Raw genomic sequence first — 15407 nt, 5'->3', positions numbered from 1 at the left:
GCACTCAAACGCCATACTCAACCCATGCCCAGCCACCTTCAATCGAGGACACCGCCATGACCGAGTTCGTTATTGCCCCTGTTGCCACACCGTCCCTGGCCGTTGCCGGGACGGCCAGCCGTTTCCCGATTCGCCGTGTGTTCTGTGTCGGCCGCAATTACTCCGATCACGCCCGGGAAATGGGCCACGACCCTGACCGCGAGCCGCCGTTCTTCTTCATGAAGCCTGCCGACGCCGTGGTGCCCGCTGAAGGCCGGATTGCCTATCCGCCGCTCACCGAGGACCTGCATCACGAGATTGAACTGGTCGTGGCGATCGGCAAGGACGGCGTGAACATCGACCCGCAGGACGCCCTGACCTACGTATGGGGCTATGGCGTCGGTCTGGACCTCACGCGCCGCGACTTGCAGGCGCAGGCCAAGAAAATGGGCCGGCCGTGGGAATGGGCCAAAGCCTTCGACGCCTCCGCGCCCGCCACGCCGTTGCACCCGGTCAACGAGATCGGCCATCCGGAAGCCGGCGCGATCTGGCTCGACGTCAATGGCGAACGCCGCCAGCGTGGCGATCTGGCTGACCAGATCTGGGCTGTGCGGGACGTGATCGCGCACCTGTCGCAATCGGTGGGCCTCAAAGCGGGCGACCTGATCTACACCGGCACGCCAGCCGGGGTGGGTGCGTTGCAGCGCGGCGATGTGGTCACCGCCGGGATCGAAGGCATTGCCGAACTGAGTGTGACAATCGGCTGATCCCAGGTTGACGTCCGCCTGAGAATCGTTTGGTCCGGCTGCCGCGGTTGCCCTACCATGGGGCAGTCCGAACCGGCGATTTCAGGTGTTTCAGCGATGGCCCATCCCTCCCGCATCCAGACCTATGGCATGCAGCAGCGCAGCGACCGCATGGATTTCTACATCCGTGACAAGTCCGCGCGACCTGCGCTGACAGCGCCCCATCGTCACGAATATTTCCAGATCCAGATCAACCTCGGTGGCGACACCGTGCAGCACATCGGTGGCGCGGTCAGGCCGTTTCCGCGCAACACTCTGGCGTTCATCCTGCCCCATCGATTGCACGTGATTCCGCACCCGGAAGACGGCAATTTTGTGCTGATCAATTTTTCTCAGGAATTTCTCCTGCAGCATCTGCAGTGCGATCCGATGGACCTTGAAGACGTGCCCGTCGCCGAGGCGCCTGAGTTGGCGCCGTTCCGGTTTCAGGAGCATCTGGATTTCACCCTCGATGACGCTGACTTCGCCGAAGTGGCCGCGCTGTTGAGGCAGATGCGCGACATGGACCGCGCCCGGCAGTTGGGCTCTGGCGCGATCCTGCGCGGCTGCCTGTTGCAGCTGATCGGCACAGTGTGCAATCGCTACGAAGCGCAGTTGCTGGCGCTGTCGGCGAACAAGGCCGAGCGGCGTGGACGTCGCGATGCGATGAGTCGGGTGATCGAGTACATCCGCGCGCACATCGCCGATCCGGCCATGACCCTCACCGATGCCGCGGCGGCGGCGTTTCTGTCGCCCAATTACCTGACCCACCTGCTGCGCAAGGAAACCGGCAACAGTTTTTCCGAACTGGTCCTGGAGCGGCGCATGCGGCTGGCGCGCACGCATTTGATGAACAGCAACAAACCCTTGAGCCACATCGCCGAAATCTGCGGGTTTACCGACGAAGCCTATTTCTCGCGGCGCTTTCGCAAAGCCCACGGCATGCCGCCAGGGCAGTTTCGTCGGGAGCGGCGGGGTGGTTGAGGAAGTAAGGATTCGCTGCCTGGACCTTGCGACGGGCTGGGCGTATTGGTGGTGCGCCAACTCTGTAGGAGCCGGCTTGCTGGCGAACCCGATCTGCCTGTGAAGTATCCGGCGACTGCCACGCCGCTTTCACCAGCAAGCCGGCTCCTACGGAGTCATACGTCGTCGGCCAATTCTCGTTCCGCTCCCCCTACAGCTCAATCGCCTTGGTCAGCTCGCTGAACAGCGCCGACACCGAGCGCAGCGCCCGGCAGTCCGGCCGGGTCAGCAGCCACAGCCCGGTGTCATGCCCTTCGAGCGCTTCGCTCACGGGCTGAAGCTCGCTGTCCTTCAGCATGAAATCCGGCAGCGCTGCCACGCCCATGCCTGCGCGCACCAGTTGGGCCACGGCCAGCATGGAGCTGCAACGGTAGGCGAGGTTCACGCCGGGCAGATGCTGCCGGCGCCACATCACGGTCGGGTGATCGGGGAGGAAATCGTCGGGGGCGATCCAGGCCATGTCGTCGAGGGCCAGATCACTGCAGCGATGCACGTAGGCTTCGCTCGAACAGACCCGATACGCAACCGTGCCCAGGCGGGTGCCGACCAGGTGCTCAGGCGGCGTGTTGGTCAGACGCAGCGCAATGTCGGCGTCGCGGCGGCTCAGGTTGGCAAAGGTGCTGGACGTGTTCAGCTCAAGGCGCAGGCCCGGGTAGTTCGGCATGAATCGGCTCAGGGCGGGGAGCAACAGGCTTTGCAATACGGCCTCGGTGCAGGTCAGGCGCACGGTGCCGCTGACGACCTGCCGGCCCTGCTCGAGGCTCAACTGCGCGAGGGCCAAGGCATTCTCGGCACTCTCGGCCTGCTGGGCGAGCGCCAACGCTGCACCGGTCGGCACGTAGCCGGCGCGGCTCTTGTCGAAGAGCGCCGTGCCCACCGACTTTTCCATCCGACGCACCGCACGGAACACCGTCGAGACATCGACCTTCAGCAGTTCGGCCGCCTTGGCCAGCGTCCGCCCCCGCACCAGCGCGAGGATGAGGCTGAGGTCGGCATGATTGATTCGATAGTGCGCGGCTGCATTGAACACTTGCCTGGACGCCAATTCTGATTGCAGGGCGACAAGCTTATAGTCGCCCCCGGACCTTACGCAAAGCGTTTTGATATCAGGGAGCACTTATGACTCAAGGGCAAAAAATCCGGATCGCGCTGGTGGGCGATTACGACCCGAGCGTGCCGGCGCATCAGGCGATACCCGTGGCGCTGGACAGGGTAGCGAACGAAACCGGGCTCAATGTTCAGGCAGTGTGGCTGCCGACGACGGACATCGGGGATGGCGCGAGCCTGCAGGCGTTTGAGGGCATCTGGTGCGTACCGGCCAGCCCCTATCGCGACATGGACGGCGCGCTGACGGCAATTCGCTTCGCTCGCGAACGGCAGGTGCCTTTTCTCGGGACGTGCGGCGGCTTTCAGCATGCGTTGCTGGAGTACGCGCGCAATCATTTGGGCTGGGCCGATGCCGAGCACGCCGAGACCGCGCCGGAATCGGAAAACGCAGTTATCACGCCGTTAAGCTGTTCGCTGGTCGAGGCCTTTGCACCGATTCGTCTGCGGCCGGGTTCGCGGATTGCCGCCGCGTATGGGACGCTGGAAACACAGGAGCGCTACCGCTGCCGTTACGGTTTGCGCAAGGAACTGGAAGCAGATGTTTTTGCCGGCCCGCTGAAAGTGTCGGGCTATGACCAAGACGACGAGGTGCGCGCGATGGAGCTCGACGGTCATCCGTTTTTCATCGCGACGTTGTTTCAACCGGAACGCGCCGCGCTGGAGGGCAGTACCCCGCCGCTGGTGAAGGCGTTTGTGCTGGCCTGCGCGGCGGAGTTGATTTGACATGGTGATGGCAAACACCTTTGGCGCGCCGTATTACGCGGTGATTTTTACCTCGGTGCGCACTGAGCTCGAAGCCCTGGAATATGACGACGCCGCCCGGCGGATGCTCGAACTCGTTGGTCAGCAGCCGGGTTTCCTCGGTGTGGAGTCGGTACGCGGCGACGATGGGCTGGGGATCACCGTGTCGTACTGGGCCAACGAAGCCGCGATCCTGGCCTGGAAGGAACATCCGGAACACCGAGAAATCCGTGAGCGCGGCCGGTCGACCTGGTATCGGCAATGCACCACACGGGTTGCCAGGGTGGAGCGCGAATACAGCTTCGGACGTTGATGCTCGATCAAGCTCATTTCGAGGTGGTTATGCCACCGCCGAGGAATGTCGGTCGTACACAAAATCCGTAGTAGCCGGCTTGCTGGCGAACGCGATTAACCCGTGGCATGTCCAGCGACTGACACGACGCCTTCGCGGGCAAGCGCGCTCCTACAGAGGGTTTTGCGACGGCTGAGGAATGTCGGTCGTGCACAAAATCCGTAGGAGCCGGCTTGCTGGCGAACGCGGTTAACCCGTGAAATGTCCAGCGACTGACACGACGCTTTCGCCAGCAAGCCGGCTCCCACAAAGGGAGTATGGAGTCTCTCAACCTCGTTTAGAGATCGTTTCTCCCTCAAGGCATGACCGGCGGGATGTACGCCAACGTCGTGCCCAACACCCACAACAGAAACAACACCAGCGGCGTATGCACCAGCAGTTGCACGAACGAGAAGCCGATCAAATCCCGCGCCTTCAGGCCCAGTACGCCCAGCAGCGGCAGCATGTAGAAGGGGTTGATCAGGTTCGGCAGCGCTTCGGCGGCGTTGTAGATCTGCACCGCCCAGCCGAGGTGGTATTTGAGGTCGTTGGCGACCTGCATCACGTACGGCGCTTCGATGATCCACTTGCCGCCGCCGGACGGAATGAAGAACCCGAGAATCGCCGAGTACACGCCCATCAGCAGCGCATAGGTGTCGTGGGAAGCGATGCTGGTGAAGAACGTCGAGATGTGGTGCGCGACCGTCTGCGCATCGCCGCCCTTGACGGTGGTCAGCAGCGCTGCGGTCGAACCGTACAACGGAAACTGAATCAGCACCCCGGTGGTGGTCGGCACGGCGCGAGCCACGGCATCCAGGAAACTGCGCGGACGCCAGTGCAGCAGCGCACCGACCATGATGAACAGGAAGTTGTAGGTGTTCAGGCCGGAAATCGCGGTGATTGCGGGCTTGGTGCTGAACTCGTTGTACAGCCAGCCGGACGCCAGCGCGACCATCAGAATGATCAGCAGCGGGCTGTATTCCAGCCATTCGCCCGGGCGGGTGCGTGGCGGCAGCGGCGGCAGGCTGAAGCTTGGATCGATGCCGCACTCCTTGGCATCGCGGGCGTTGGCCGGGCCGGGCGCCGTGGCGTAGGCAACGATGATCGAGACCACCACCAACGCCAGCAGCATCACCCCGGACTGCCAGAGGAAGATCGTCTGGGTGAAAGGAATCACCCCGGTGATTGCCAGGATCGACGGCGGCAGGCTGGCCGGGTTGGCTTGCAACTGCGCGGCGGACGACGACAGGCCCAGCGCCCACACCGCGCCCAGACCCAGATAAGCCGCGGCACCGGCGGCGCGGTAGTCCATTTTCAAATCCGTACGCCGGGCGAGGGCACGCACCAGCAGGCCGCCGAAGACCAGCGACAAACCCCAGTTGAGCAGGGAGGCCACCATGCTGATCAGCGCGACCCAGGCCACAGCCGAGCGGCCGTTCTTCGGGATGCGCGCCAGGCGGTCGATCAGTTTGACCGCCGGCGGCGAGCTGGCGACGACGTAGCCGCCGATGACCACGAAGGCCATTTGCATGGTGAAGGGGATCAGGCTCCAGAAGCCGTCACCGAAGGCTTTAGCGGTGTCGGCGGGCTTGGCGCCGATGACCAGCGTGGCGAGGGTGACGATGACCACGGCGAGGGCGGCGAACACCCAGGAGTCCGGGAACCAGCGTTCCGCCCATTTGGCGCAACGCAGGGCAAAACGGGCGGAGCGGCTTTCTTCGATGTCGGCGGCCACGTGTATTACCTCTTGGAGTTATTGTTCAGGTTTTTTTTGGACGGCAGTTTCAAGTGTTGGCGGTAACGCGAAAAAAGCACCGGCTCAGAGACAGCAAAGCCCCTTCATCGCTGAAGAGGCAGGGCGGTCTGACCAAAGGTGCGGGTGTGGCGAATGCTCAGGGTGTTGCCAAAATGCCAAGCACGACGCGGATCCTGTAGGAGCGCGCTTGCCCGCGAAAGGGGCTTTCAGACACTGCGTGGGTGTCTGGCCGTCCGCGGTTCGCGGGCAAGCGCGCTCCTACAAGTACCGCGCCATCGCCGTTAAAACGTCATTTCCACCACGTCATCCGGCACGATCAGTTTGCCGGCGGTCTTGGCGATGATTTCATCGACGGTCACGCCCGGTGCAGTTTCGCGCAGCACGAAGGCGCCGTTTTCGATCTCCAGGTAAGCGAGGTCGGTCAGCACTTTCTTGATGCAGCCAGCGCCGGTCAGCGGCAGGCTGCAGCGCGACAACAGCTTGGATTCGCCGTCCTTGGACGCATGGGTCATGGTGACGATGATGTTCTCGGCACCCGCCACCAGATCCATCGCGCCGCCCATGCCCTTGACCAGCTTGCCGGGGATCATCCACGAGGCGATGTTGCCTTCGACGTCCACTTCGAACGCGCCGAGCACGGTCAGGTCGACGTGGCCGCCACGGATCATCGCGAAGGACTCGGCCGACGAAAAGATCGAAGCGCCCTTGCGCGCGGTCACGGTCTGTTTGCCGGCGTTGATCATGTCAGCGTCGATGGTGTCTTCGGTGGGAAACGGGCCCATGCCGAGCAGTCCGTTTTCCGACTGCAGCATCACGTCGATGCCGTCGGGGACGTAGTTGGCGACCAGGGTCGGAATGCCGATGCCCAGGTTCACGTAGAAGCCGTCTTGCAGTTCGCGCGCAACGCGCTGTGCCATTTGTTCGCGGGAGAGTGCCATGGTCTTGGGTCTCTTTTATTCTGTCCGGCCTGTGGGAAGCCCCAGCACCGGAAATACAAAGTGGGAAATCGGTTCGAGTACGACGCTGGCGTCAGGCTTTTCTGACGGTTCGCTGCTCGATGCGCTTCTCGAACGTGCCCAGGATCACGCGATCGACATAAATGCCGGGTGTGTGGATTTCGGTGGGCAGCAGGACGCCGGGTTCGACGATTTCTTCGACTTCCACCACGGTGATCTTGCCGGCTGTGGCCACCACCGGATTGAAGTTCTGCGCGGTGTGACGGTAGACCACGTTGCCGAAGTGGTCGGCCTTCCAGCCTTTGACGATGGCGAAGTCGCCGATGATGGCTTCTTCCAGGATCACGTTGCGGCCGTTGAACTGACGGGTTTCCTTGCCTTCTGCGACAGGCGTGCCGTAGCCGGTGGCGGTATAGAAGGCGGGAATGCCGGCGCCGCCTGCGCGCATTTTTTCCGCCAGGGTGCCTTGGGGAGTGAGCTCGACTTCCAGCTCGCCGCTGAGCAACTGGCGCTCGAACAGGGCGTTTTCACCGACGTAGGACGCGACCATTTTGCGGATCTGCCGGTCTTCCAGGAGGATGCCGAGGCCAAAGCCGTCGACGCCGCAGTTGTTGGAAACCACTGTCAGGCCTTTCACACCCATGCGTTTGATTTCGGCGATGAGGTTTTCCGGGATGCCGCACAGTCCGAAGCCGCCGGACAGCACGGTCATGTTGTCGGTCAGCCCGGCGAGGGCTTCAGCGTAGGTTGCCACGCGTTTGTCGAGTCCAGCCATGGTGAGATCCCGCCTTATTTGTAGTTGTGTCCGACAATCTAAGCATCGGAGAGCGTTGGCCGCATCTTCTCTCGCACGCACTGATTTGTTAATTTTGTTTTTTTGATCAATTGATAAGTAATCCAAATATATGAACGTGAAACAGCTACGGGCGTTTCTGGCGGTGGCGCAGTGCTTGAGTTTCGCCCAGGCGGGGGAGCGGCTGCATGTGTCGCAACCGGCGTTGAGTCTGACCATCAAGGCGCTGGAGGAAGACCTGGGTGGGCAATTGCTGACCCGCACTACGCGCAACGTCAGCCTGACCCCGGAGGGCGAGGCCTTACTGCCGCTGGCCCGCCAATTGCTCGCCGACTGGGACAACACCGAAGAACTCCTGCGTCAGCGGTTTACCCTGCAAATGGGCAAAGTGTCGGTGGCCGCCATGCCGTCATACGCAGGCAATCTGCTGCCGATTGCGCTGAAGGTGTTTCGCGAGCGTTACCCACGGGTGAACGTGGCGGTGCACGACGTGATCAACGAGCAGGTGGTGGAGATGGTCGGGCATCGGCGCGTGGAGTTGGGCATCGGCTTCGAGCCCGAGGCGGGCAATAACCTGATCTTCACGCCGTTTTACATGGATCGTTTTGTCGCCGTGGTGCCTAAGGATTCGCCATTGGCCGCGCGCCGCGAAGTGAGTTGGGAAGAACTGCTGCGCCACGACTTCATCACCCTGCAGCGCCCGTCCGCCGTGCGCTTGTTGCTGGAGCAGGACCTGCGGAGCCAGCACGGCAAGCTGTCGGTGGCGTTCGAAAGCCATCAGCTGTCGACGGTGGGCCGCATGGTCGCCAACGGCCTGGGCGTGAGCGCGGTGCCGTCGCTGTGCATCGCGCAGATGGAAGAACTCGGCGCCCGCTGCATTGCCCTGAAAGGCCCGCGTATCGAGCGACGTATTGGGTTGATGACCCAGGCGGACCACCAATTGTCGGCAGCAGCCCAAGGGCTGCGCGAGGTGCTGATCGAATGTGCGCGGGGGCAAATCGGCCAGATCCTGTGAAAATTTAACTGCGACGCAATGCCGCATCCGGTATGGTTCGGCCGGTTGAAACATGTTGTTTCAAACCATCCTGAGATAAAAACCGAACGAGAAGGGGGTCCGCGTTGGATCTGTCGTCTGCTGCCTGGGTGTTTCATGACACTCGCCTGATCATCTGCTGCCTGATCGCCATTGCCACCATCATCGTGCTGATCAGCGCCACCAAGCTCCCGCCGTTTCTGTCGATTCTGGTGGGCACATTCATCGCAGGGATAGGGGCGGGGTTGCCAGCGGAGGCAGTGGCGAAGGCGTTCAGCAAGGGCGCGGGCGGGATTCTGGGCGAGGCCGGGATCATCATCGCCCTCGGTGCCATGCTCGGTGCGCTGATGGCCGAATCGGGTGCGGCCGACCGCATTGCCTCGACGCTGCTGGGGCTGGGCAAGGGCAAGATGCTGCCGTGGGTCATGGCCCTGGTGGCCATGGTCATCGGCCTGCCGCTGTTCTTCGAAGTGGGCCTGGTGATGATGGTGCCGATCATCTTCGTCATGGCGCGGCAGTCGAATCAGCCGCTGTTGAAAATCGCCATTCCGGCGCTGGCCGGCATGACCACGCTGCACGCCCTGATGCCGCCGCACCCGGGGCCGCTGATTGCGGTCAGCGCCTTGCACGCCGACCTCGGCCTGACCATGTTGCTGGGGTTTTGCGTGGCGGTGCCGGCAGTGATTCTGGCCGGTCCGCTGTACGGCAACTGGCTGTCCAAACGCATGCACATTGAGGAGCCGGCGGAGCTGGGCGAGCTGTTTTCGGCCAAGCCCACTGCCTCCCGACAGCCAAGCTTCGGCATCTCGTTGCTGATCATCCTGTTGCCAGTGATTCTGATGCTTGGCAGCACCTTGGCGAAAATCGCCATGGAGCCGGAAAGCAACATCGCGCTGACGCTGAAATTCCTCGGTGAACCGCTGGTGGCGCTGGGCATCGCGGTGCTGGCGGCGACGGTATGTCTGGGCTGGGCCAATGGTATCTCCCGTGAGCAAGTCGGCGGCACGTTGCGTAAAAGCCTGGCGCCGATTGCCGTGCTGCTCTTGACCATCGGTGCCGGCGGCGGCTTGAAGCAAACCCTGCTGGACGCCGGTGTCAGCCAGACCATCAGCAAAGTGGCCGAAGGCGCGCACATGCCGTACCTGCTGCTGGCGTGGTTGATTGCCGTCGCGTTGCGTCAGGCGACCGGTTCGGCCACCGTCGCGACCACCACCACGGCGGGCATTCTCGCGCCGATGATGGCCGGGCTGGCGCCGGTGGAAGCGTCACTGGTGGCACTGGTGATCGGGGCGGGCTCGGTGTTCTTCTGCCACGTCAACGACGCGGGATTCTGGATGGTCCGCGAATACTTCGGCCTGCAATTGAAGCAAACCATTTGGGTCTGGTCGGTGCTGCAGACGATTGTGTCGGTGGTGGGGCTGATCGGCACGTCGCTGCTGTGGCACTTTTTGGTCTGACCATGTCCAGAGCAAACGCTGAAGCCTTTTGGGAGTGAGCAGCCCTATGGAATGGTATTTGCCAAGAAATTGATGGCGGTCATGCGGGCCTCTTCCCGGCTGAAGCCGGTCCTACATTGGGTATGCGGTGTCTGTAGGACCGGCTTCAGCCGGAAAGCCGTTGATCTTGCTTTTCGAACGCAAAAAGCCCAGTCACCGCCCAACCCGATAGCCACTATCAAGACGACTGATTTCTGCTGGAAAGGCCCGGCGCGTAGCCTTGGCTTCATTCCAGAAACGAGCCGAATGGAGGCTCCCAATGAACCGTCTTCTTGCCCTCTCCCTGTTACTCTCCGCCTCCGTTCTCGCCGGTTGCGCCGCTGGCAACCATCCCGAACTGCGCCCTTACAGCGCTGAAGAAACCCACCAGTTGGCCCTTGAAGACCTCAACCGTCGCGGCTTGTCCTACGACGAATTCCAGGCCCGCAAGGCGCAACTGATGGAACAGCCACAGCTGCAACGCGCCCACGCGTTCGATAACCGGGGCGAAGTGAGCGCCGAAGTGAGCGTTGCTTCGAAAGCACGTCAGGGTTGAGTAGAAAGCCTACAACGCCAGTTTCAAATGCCCGCCCGCTTCCTTGTGACGCGCATGGGTCCGGTGTTGCAGGCCCAATAGAAAATGATCCAGACCCTCATGCAGACGCTGGGTCAGCAGTTCATCCAGCTCACCGCCCAACGCGTGCTCGCCGTAGCTGATCTGGCTGTCGATGGCGAACACCCCGTGCAGCACTTCCTGGCATTTCAGCGCGGACAGCACCGGTTTTAGCGCGTAATCCACCGCCAGCATGTGCGCAATGCTCCCTCCGGTGGCGATCGGCAAGACCACTTTGCCGTGCAGTGAACGCTCCGGCAGCAGGTCGAGCAGCGTCTTCAACGCCCCCGAAAACGATGCCTTGTACACCGGCGTGGCGATCAGCAGACCGTCCGCTTTTGCCACCGCTTCGATGAAAGCGACCACCTGCGGGCTGTCGAAACGGGCGTAGAGCAAGTCTTCGGCGTTGAAATCCTGAATACGCACACCGTTCACTTCCACACCACGGTCCTTGAGCCAGTGCGCAGCATGTTGCAGCACCACGCCCGAGCGCGACCGGGTGGAAGGGCTACCTGAAATCGAAACTACCAACATGTGTTGTTTCCTTGGGGTCAGTCACCCGAGGTGCCAGGCACCGAGCAGGCCGCGATCATCGCGAGGTAATGGGCGTGAAGACCCTTTGCCGGTACTAAAGCAGCATGCGTGCCAGCGCTCGCCATTGACTGCCGGCCCCGTCACACCAACAAACAAGACGCTGCAATACCCCCAGACTGTTGATTCACACCCACCCCTCTGTTGATTCACTGTTGCTCCGGCAACACTTGATCTCATCAAATCAAACCCAAAAAAAATCCCCGCAGTCGGACCACTGCGAGGATTTCCCTGTTGCTCTGCTGTCAGCTTGCAGCTTCAAACTTGCCGCTTGAAGCTGCCTGCCCCATCAATTCCTGAACATAGCGCCCGTCTGGATGATGTTGTTCGAACCCAGCAACTGGCTCACGTAACGGCTCCACCGAGTGATGTTGGCCGGGCCGACAAACACCACGTCCTGGGCCGCCAGTTCGAAGCCTTTCGCCAGCGCATAACTGGTCGGCTTTTTCGCTGCCAGGTGATAAACCGTCGCGCCGTGGGTGGCGTCCTGCGCACGAATCACATACACCGCATCGCCATCGGCTGCGTCAGGGCTCAGGCCGCCAGAGGTGCCGAGCGCTTCCAGCAAGGTCACGCTGGTGGTGCTGAACGAGATCACTTGCGGGCGCTGAACTTCGCCCAGCACGTAGATCTTGTTTTTCGAGTTGCTGTTGAGGTGCAAGTAGTCGCCGTCTTTCAGGAAGATCTTGCTGATCTGCGAGTCCTTGCGGTTCAGCGAGTCAACGTCGATCACGTAATCCTTGCCGTCGCGACGCAGGGTCAGGCCGGCGAGGTTGGCGTCGGTCGAATCAAGACCGGCCTGGCTGATGGCTTGAACCAGGCTCAGCGGAATATTGGTGATCGGTTGCGGGCCAGCCGATTTGAACGCACCCGAGAGCAGAACGCGCTGGCTGTTGTAACGCAGCACTTTGACGTCGACTTTCACTTCGGTGTATTGCGGCGCCAGACCCATGCGCAGCTGGTCGCGGATCTGCGAAACGGTCTTGCCGGCGGCCTGAATACGGCCCACGTACGGGAAGAACACGGTGCCGTCGTTCAGCACTTCGCGGCTGTTGGCGTCCAGTTGTTCCTGGGAGCCGGGCGCGGTCAGTTCAGGGTGTTCGAACACGGTCACCAGCAAGGCGTCGCCCGGGCCGACGATGTATTCAGGCGTCTTGTAGTTCAGCAGTTCCGGGGGCAGCGGTTTTGCCGCTGCGTCCGCTGTTTTCTGCTGCTGGGCAAGGGTGGCGGGGGTGATGTTGATCAGCGTGACCTGGGGACCGTCGGGGTCTTTGTCGGTGACATCGCTGTAAGACATGTACTGACCGGGGGCGAATGCGCAGCCTTGCAACACCAGACTGGAAAGCAGCACGACCGCTAACGTTACTTTCATATGAATGTTCCTTCTCATCCTACTAATAGGTGCGTACTGGCACCGCAGTGATTTCTTTGCATCCCTTACTTACACCGAACATCGGATCACATTCGTTCATGCACCCGTGCACCTCCCGCCAAGTTTACTAGCCCTTGGCCATTATTATTGTTGTTGTTGGCAGATTTTCTTTTAGAAGGCGTTCTTGTTGACGAAGCCTTTGAAGAGCGTCAGCAGGATGATTTTCAGGTCCAGCCAGACCGACCAGTGCTCGATGTACTGCAGGTCGAATTCAACGCGTTTCTGCATCTTGTCCAGCGTGTCGGTCTCGCCGCGCCAGCCGTTGATCTGTGCCCAGCCGGTGATGCCCGGCTTGACCTTGTGCCGCAGCATGTAGCCCGACACCTGTTTGCGGTACTGCTCGTTGTGCGCCACGGCGTGGGGGCGCGGACCGACAATGGACATTTCGCCGCGCAGCACATTGAAGAACTGCGGCAGCTCGTCCAGCGAAGTACGGCGCAGGAACGCGCCCAGCGGCGTGATGCGGCTGTCGTTGCGCGTGGCCTGGGTCACCACGTTGCCGTTTTCCTGCACGCTCATGCTGCGGAATTTCCAGACCATGATCGGCCGCCCGTCCAGGCCATAACGGCGTTGACGGAACAGCACCGGGCCGGGGGAGGTGAGCTTGATCGCCAGGGCGATCAGCATCAGCGGCAGCGCGATCATGGTCAGGATGATGCTCGACAGCACGATGTCTTCCAGACGCTTGACCACGCTCCAGGCGCCGTCCATGGGCGAGTCGAAAATGCTGATGCTCGGCAGGCCGTTAATGCTTTCGCTGCGGGCGTGCAGCAGCTCGAACATGAACACATCCGGGATCACGTAGACCGACGCGGTGGTGTCGCTCAAGCCTTTGATCAGTGCCTGCAAGCGTTCTTGTGCACCGAGTTCGAGGGTGATGTACACCTTGTCGATCTTGCCGTCGCGGGCGTCCCGGATCAGTTCATCCAGATCGCCCAGCACCGGAATGCGTCGGCCGATGCGTGCCAGATCGATCTGCTGCGGCGCTTCGTCATAGAAGCCGAGCAGGTTCAGGCCCATCCACGGCGCGCGTTCGATCGACATCGCCAGGCGTTCGCCGCAATGGCCGGTACCGACAATCGCCACGCGCCGGGTGTTAAAGCCCTGGGCGCGCAAGGTGTGCAGCACGCTGCGAATCGCCAGACGATAACCACACAGCGCCACCAGCACGGCAGCAAACCAGGCCATCTGGCTGTCGTCCGCCAGATCATCGGGCTGCAACAGCAGGTAATCAACGAACAGCAGCAGTACGAAGGCCAGGCCCCAGTAATTGGCGACCTTCAGCAGCTCGCGCACAATCCGCTCGCCACGCCACGAGCCATACAGCTGGTGGTATTCGGCCAGCCAGTGAAAAGCCACCGCCGCCAGCAGAATCTGCATCCAGGCTTCGCTGCTCATCGGCGTGCCGGTGAGCAGGTTGACGCCGTAACCGCCGATCGCGATGACCGCCAGATCCAGCAGCCGGTGAGCGACGGACAGCGACGATGAATGGGCATGCAGGATGCCCCTTAATGGTGTGCGCATATTCTTGGCTCGCTCAGACGGATTTGATCGGAACAACGCGGGCGGAGAGGTCGCTGCTGACCAGCGTCGGCGCGACCTGGATCGGCCGGGGGTGCGCAGGCTGGCGGCTTTGACGGGCAGCGTTCAGGCGGGTCTCGACGAACTGGCGCATTTCCAGTTCGAAGCGGGCTTCGCTGAAGCGCTCGGCATTGGTCCGGCAGGCTTGCGCGGTGATGCGTGCACCGTTGATCTCAAACGTCTCGATGGCGGCCATCAGCGACGCCACGCTCTGCTCCGGGTAGAGCACGCCGGTGGGCTGCGGATGATCCAGGCCGCAGACCGTTTCCACCACGCCGCCCTTGGCGAACGCGATGACCGGCGTGCCGCAGGCCTGGGCTTCCACCGGGCTGATGCCGAAATCCTCTTCGGCGGCAAACACGAATGCCTTGGCGTTGCTCATGTGTTCCTGCAGCACCGCGAACGGCTGATAACCCAGTAGCGTGACATTCGGCGCGTTGACCGCAGCGGCCTTGGCCTTTTCCATTTCCGGACCGTCGCCAATCACCACCAGGCGCTTGTTCGGCATCGCCGCGAAAGCTTCGATGATCATCGGCATGCGCTTGTACGGGACCATGCGCGAAGCGGTGAAGTAGTAGTCCTGCTTCTGTTCCTGCAGCGCGAAACCCCGGGTGTCCACCGGCGGGTAGATCACCGTGGATTCGCGACGGTAAGCCTTGGTGATGCGCGCGCCGATGAAGTGCGAGTTGGCGATGAAGTCATCGACGCCTGCCGCCGTGCGCTGATCCCACATGCGCATGTAATGCAGGATCATCCGCGCCACTTTGCCTTTCAGGCCGGTGCTCAGGTTCGCCTCTTTGAGGTACTGATGCTGCAGGTCCCAGGCGTAACGGATCGGCGAGTGTACGTAGCTGACGTGCAGCTGGTCCGGCCCGCACAGCACGCCCTTGGCCACGGCGTGGCTGCTGCTGATGATCAGGTCGTAACCGGACAGATCCAGTTGTTCGATGGCCATCGGCATCAGCGGCAGGTAGCGCTGGTATTTGGTTTTGGCCTTCGGCAGGCGCTGGATGAACGTAGTTGTCGCGACTTTGCCGCCCAATTGGGCACGGTCCTGGTCGCTGAGGAAATCGATGACGGAGAACAGATCCGCCTCGGGCCAGATTTTGATCAGCGATGCCAAAACCCTTTCGGCACCGGCGTACGTCACCAACCAGTCGTGGACGATTGCAATTTTCATTGGAATTCTCTGCATTAACGGCCGCAGGACG

The 15407-nt window shown here is 61.8% G+C and carries 15 protein-coding genes; 7 read left to right on the top strand and 8 right to left on the bottom strand.

Annotated features, from left to right (window positions below; genetic code table 11):
• The first annotated feature begins 56 nt into the window (after positions 1 to 56).
• Positions 57 to 746, top strand: coding sequence for a fumarylacetoacetate hydrolase family protein (locus EC919_RS22305; RefSeq protein WP_133776491.1), 690 nt, complete (start codon positions 57 to 59; stop codon positions 744 to 746).
• Between the two features lie 96 nt (positions 747 to 842).
• Positions 843 to 1748 (top strand): helix-turn-helix transcriptional regulator, encoded by a 906-nt coding sequence (locus tag EC919_RS22300; RefSeq protein ID WP_133776490.1) that lies wholly within the window; start codon positions 843 to 845, stop codon positions 1746 to 1748.
• A 190-nt stretch (positions 1749 to 1938) separates the two neighbouring features.
• Here the strand turns inward: EC919_RS22300 and EC919_RS22295 are convergent, their stop codons facing one another.
• Entirely contained in the window at positions 1939 to 2817 is an 879-nt protein-coding gene (locus EC919_RS22295) for a LysR family transcriptional regulator (RefSeq protein WP_133776489.1), read from the bottom strand.
• A gap of 89 nt (positions 2818 to 2906) precedes the next feature.
• Between EC919_RS22295 and EC919_RS22290 the strand changes: the two genes are divergently transcribed.
• Together EC919_RS22290 and EC919_RS22285 are read left to right on the top strand one after the other, a co-directional pair.
• Complete coding sequence (locus EC919_RS22290; protein WP_133776488.1) at positions 2907 to 3617, top strand: CTP synthase C-terminal region-related (seleno)protein; 711 nt, start codon at positions 2907 to 2909, stop codon at positions 3615 to 3617.
• A gap of 4 nt (positions 3618 to 3621) precedes the next feature.
• Entirely contained in the window at positions 3622 to 3948 is a 327-nt protein-coding gene (locus tag EC919_RS22285; RefSeq protein ID WP_133776587.1) for an antibiotic biosynthesis monooxygenase family protein, read from the top strand.
• Between the two features lie 334 nt (positions 3949 to 4282).
• Here the strand turns inward: EC919_RS22285 and EC919_RS22280 are convergent, their stop codons facing one another.
• The 3 genes from EC919_RS22280 to EC919_RS22270 form a co-directional block, all read right to left on the bottom strand.
• Positions 4283 to 5701 (bottom strand): short-chain fatty acid transporter, encoded by a 1419-nt coding sequence (locus tag EC919_RS22280; RefSeq protein ID WP_133776487.1) that lies wholly within the window; start codon positions 5699 to 5701, stop codon positions 4283 to 4285.
• A gap of 302 nt (positions 5702 to 6003) precedes the next feature.
• Positions 6004 to 6660 carry a CoA transferase subunit B gene (locus EC919_RS22275; RefSeq protein WP_133776486.1) on the bottom strand — a complete coding sequence of 219 codons (657 nt, stop codon included), beginning with the start codon at positions 6658 to 6660 and terminating at the stop codon, positions 6004 to 6006.
• 91 nt (positions 6661 to 6751) lie between these two features.
• Entirely contained in the window at positions 6752 to 7453 is a 702-nt protein-coding gene (locus tag EC919_RS22270) for a CoA transferase subunit A (protein ID WP_133776485.1), read from the bottom strand.
• 130 nt (positions 7454 to 7583) lie between these two features.
• On the opposite strand from EC919_RS22270, the gene EC919_RS22265 reads away from it, so the two are divergent.
• From EC919_RS22265 to EC919_RS22255, 3 genes are all read left to right on the top strand, one after another.
• Positions 7584 to 8486 (top strand): LysR family transcriptional regulator, encoded by a 903-nt coding sequence (locus EC919_RS22265; RefSeq protein WP_133776484.1) that lies wholly within the window; start codon positions 7584 to 7586, stop codon positions 8484 to 8486.
• A 104-nt stretch (positions 8487 to 8590) separates the two neighbouring features.
• Positions 8591 to 9961, top strand: coding sequence for a gluconate:H+ symporter (locus tag EC919_RS22260; protein WP_133776483.1), 1371 nt, complete (start codon positions 8591 to 8593; stop codon positions 9959 to 9961).
• Between the two features lie 298 nt (positions 9962 to 10259).
• Positions 10260 to 10535: a hypothetical protein gene (locus EC919_RS22255; RefSeq protein WP_133776482.1), complete on the top strand. Its 276-nt coding sequence runs from the start codon at positions 10260 to 10262 to the stop codon at positions 10533 to 10535.
• A gap of 9 nt (positions 10536 to 10544) precedes the next feature.
• Here the strand turns inward: EC919_RS22255 and ssuE are convergent, their stop codons facing one another.
• The 4 genes from ssuE to EC919_RS22235 form a co-directional block, all read right to left on the bottom strand.
• Complete coding sequence (gene ssuE / locus EC919_RS22250) at positions 10545 to 11126, bottom strand: NADPH-dependent FMN reductase (RefSeq protein WP_133776481.1); 582 nt, start codon at positions 11124 to 11126, stop codon at positions 10545 to 10547.
• Between the two features lie 346 nt (positions 11127 to 11472).
• Entirely contained in the window at positions 11473 to 12555 is a 1083-nt protein-coding gene (locus EC919_RS22245) for a polysaccharide biosynthesis/export family protein (protein ID WP_133776480.1), read from the bottom strand.
• Between the two features lie 171 nt (positions 12556 to 12726).
• Positions 12727 to 14139, bottom strand: coding sequence for an undecaprenyl-phosphate glucose phosphotransferase (locus EC919_RS22240; protein ID WP_133776479.1), 1413 nt, complete (start codon positions 14137 to 14139; stop codon positions 12727 to 12729).
• A 13-nt stretch (positions 14140 to 14152) separates the two neighbouring features.
• Positions 14153 to 15376: a glycosyltransferase family 4 protein gene (locus EC919_RS22235; protein ID WP_133776478.1), complete on the bottom strand. Its 1224-nt coding sequence runs from the start codon at positions 15374 to 15376 to the stop codon at positions 14153 to 14155.
• Positions 15377 to 15407 lie beyond the last annotated feature (31 nt).

This window comes from Pseudomonas graminis (genome assembly GCF_004364335.1).
Taxonomy (GTDB): Bacteria; Pseudomonadota; Gammaproteobacteria; order Pseudomonadales; family Pseudomonadaceae; genus Aquipseudomonas; species Aquipseudomonas graminis_D.
This window is presented reverse-complemented; position numbering and strand designations above follow the sequence as displayed.

Coding starts and splice junctions, on each gene's coding strand:
- EC919_RS22300 (WP_133776490.1), top strand. CDS start 843: ATGGCCCATCCCTCCCGCATCCAGACCTATGGCATGCAGCAGCGCAGC.
- ssuE (WP_133776481.1), bottom strand. CDS start 11,126: ATGTTGGTAGTTTCGATTTCAGGTAGCCCTTCCACCCGGTCGCGCTCG.
- EC919_RS22235 (WP_133776478.1), bottom strand. CDS start 15,376: ATGAAAATTGCAATCGTCCACGACTGGTTGGTGACGTACGCCGGTGCC.
- EC919_RS22270 (WP_133776485.1), bottom strand. CDS start 7,453: ATGGCTGGACTCGACAAACGCGTGGCAACCTACGCTGAAGCCCTCGCC.
- EC919_RS22290 (WP_133776488.1), top strand. CDS start 2,907: ATGACTCAAGGGCAAAAAATCCGGATCGCGCTGGTGGGCGATTACGAC.
- EC919_RS22275 (WP_133776486.1), bottom strand. CDS start 6,660: ATGGCACTCTCCCGCGAACAAATGGCACAGCGCGTTGCGCGCGAACTG.
- EC919_RS22240 (WP_133776479.1), bottom strand. CDS start 14,139: ATGCGCACACCATTAAGGGGCATCCTGCATGCCCATTCATCGTCGCTG.
- EC919_RS22265 (WP_133776484.1), top strand. CDS start 7,584: ATGAACGTGAAACAGCTACGGGCGTTTCTGGCGGTGGCGCAGTGCTTG.
- EC919_RS22245 (WP_133776480.1), bottom strand. CDS start 12,555: ATGAAAGTAACGTTAGCGGTCGTGCTGCTTTCCAGTCTGGTGTTGCAA.
- EC919_RS22255 (WP_133776482.1), top strand. CDS start 10,260: ATGAACCGTCTTCTTGCCCTCTCCCTGTTACTCTCCGCCTCCGTTCTC.
- EC919_RS22305 (WP_133776491.1), top strand. CDS start 57: ATGACCGAGTTCGTTATTGCCCCTGTTGCCACACCGTCCCTGGCCGTT.